This window comes from Acidisphaera sp. L21, from assembly GCF_009765685.1.
Lineage (GTDB): Bacteria > Pseudomonadota > Alphaproteobacteria > Acetobacterales > Acetobacteraceae > LMUY01.
In genome coordinates this window covers 9,217-10,612 of the sequence record NZ_LMUY01000129.1, presented here as the reverse complement: position 1 = coordinate 10,612, position 1,396 = coordinate 9,217, and the positions used below count along the sequence as shown (strand labels likewise).

Below are 1,396 nucleotides of genomic sequence, written 5' to 3'. Positions count from 1 at the left end.
GCCCAGCACCAGCGTCGCGGCCGTGATCGGTGAGGCGCCAGTAATCCCGCTGCCGCCACCCACGGTGAGCCCGGCTGAGGACAAGGCCGCCAGTTGCACCGTGCCGCCCGGCGCAACGAGCGAACCGGCCGGGCCGAAGGTCAGCCCGTCGTCCAGGATGGTGATCCCGGTGCCCGTGACCGCACCCACCACGGTCAGCGGCGCAGCATCCGTCAGGGCAAACCCGGCCTTGCTGGCAAAGGCGTCCAGCGTGGTGACTTTGTTGGCAACTTGGACAAAGCTGGCCGAGCCCGCACTGCCCGTCAGCGTCGTCACCTGCACGCTGCCGCTCGGTTGGGTGATCGCGCCACTCACGGTGGTCGTCAGTGTCGGCGCGGTCAGCGTGCCCGCCAAGGACAGACCGCCTGTGACCGTCAGCCCGATCGAGGCGGTGTCCGTCACCGGGCCTGTGACCGACAGCGTTGTGCCATCGGTGAGCGCGAAACCGCCGGTACTGGTGAAGCTTCCCAAGGTGGCGATGGCGTTGCCGGCGCTGGTCAGCGTGGCGACGCCGCCGGAACTCCCCGAGAGCGTGGCCGCCGTCACCGACCCGGCGGTCTGCGAAATGCCGCCCCCGATGGACGGGTCCATACCGGCCACCAACGTCACGCTCGGCGCCCTGATCGTGCCCGACAGCGTCATCCCGAAGCTGCTCTGCAACGCGATTGAGGCGCCATCGGTCACGGTGCCAGTCACCGACAGCGCACCCGTGTCGCCCAGCGAGAAGCCGGTCGTCGTGGTGAAGTCGGCCAGCGTCGCAACCGTGGCGCGCGGGAAGGCGGCCGAGTTGGCGGTGCCGGTCAGCGTCGTGGCTACCACGCTGCCCGATGCGCCTTCGGTAATCGCGCCGGTGGCAATCGTTGTCAGCGTTTGGCTGCTGACAGCGCTGTTCAGCGTCAGATCCGCGGCAGTTCGTAGCGTTACCGAAACGGGGTCGCTTACCGTGCCGGAGACGGTCAGGGACTGCCCGTCCGTCAGGGCAAACCCTCCCACACTGCTGAAAGCGCCTAGTTGGGCAATCGCATTGGTCGCGGAGGTTAATGTTGTCGCGCCCGTCGACGAGCCGCTCAGTAGGCCCGTCGTGATACCCCCACCGCTCTGGGTGACAGCGCCGTTGGATGCGGTGAGCGCGACGTCGGGTGCCTTGACCGTGCCCGCAAGCACCAACCCGGTCGCCGTTAGTGCGATCGAGGCGCCATCCGTGACTGGGCCGGCGACGGTGAGGCCTAGCGTGTTCGTCAATGCGAAGCCGGTCGTGGTGGTGAACTTGGTCAGCGTTCCGATTGCGTTTGCGCCATTCAGCGAGGCGCTGGCACCAGCACCACCGAGCGTGTTCACAGCGATTGCGCCGGTGCCC

The 1,396-nt window shown here is 68.0% G+C and carries 1 protein-coding gene; it reads right to left on the bottom strand.

All coding sequences use genetic code 11. From position 1 onward, the window contains the following. A partial coding sequence (locus GSQ76_RS24130; protein ID WP_408837198.1) for a beta strand repeat-containing protein occupies nucleotides 1-1,396 on the bottom strand: 1,396 nt, incomplete at both ends.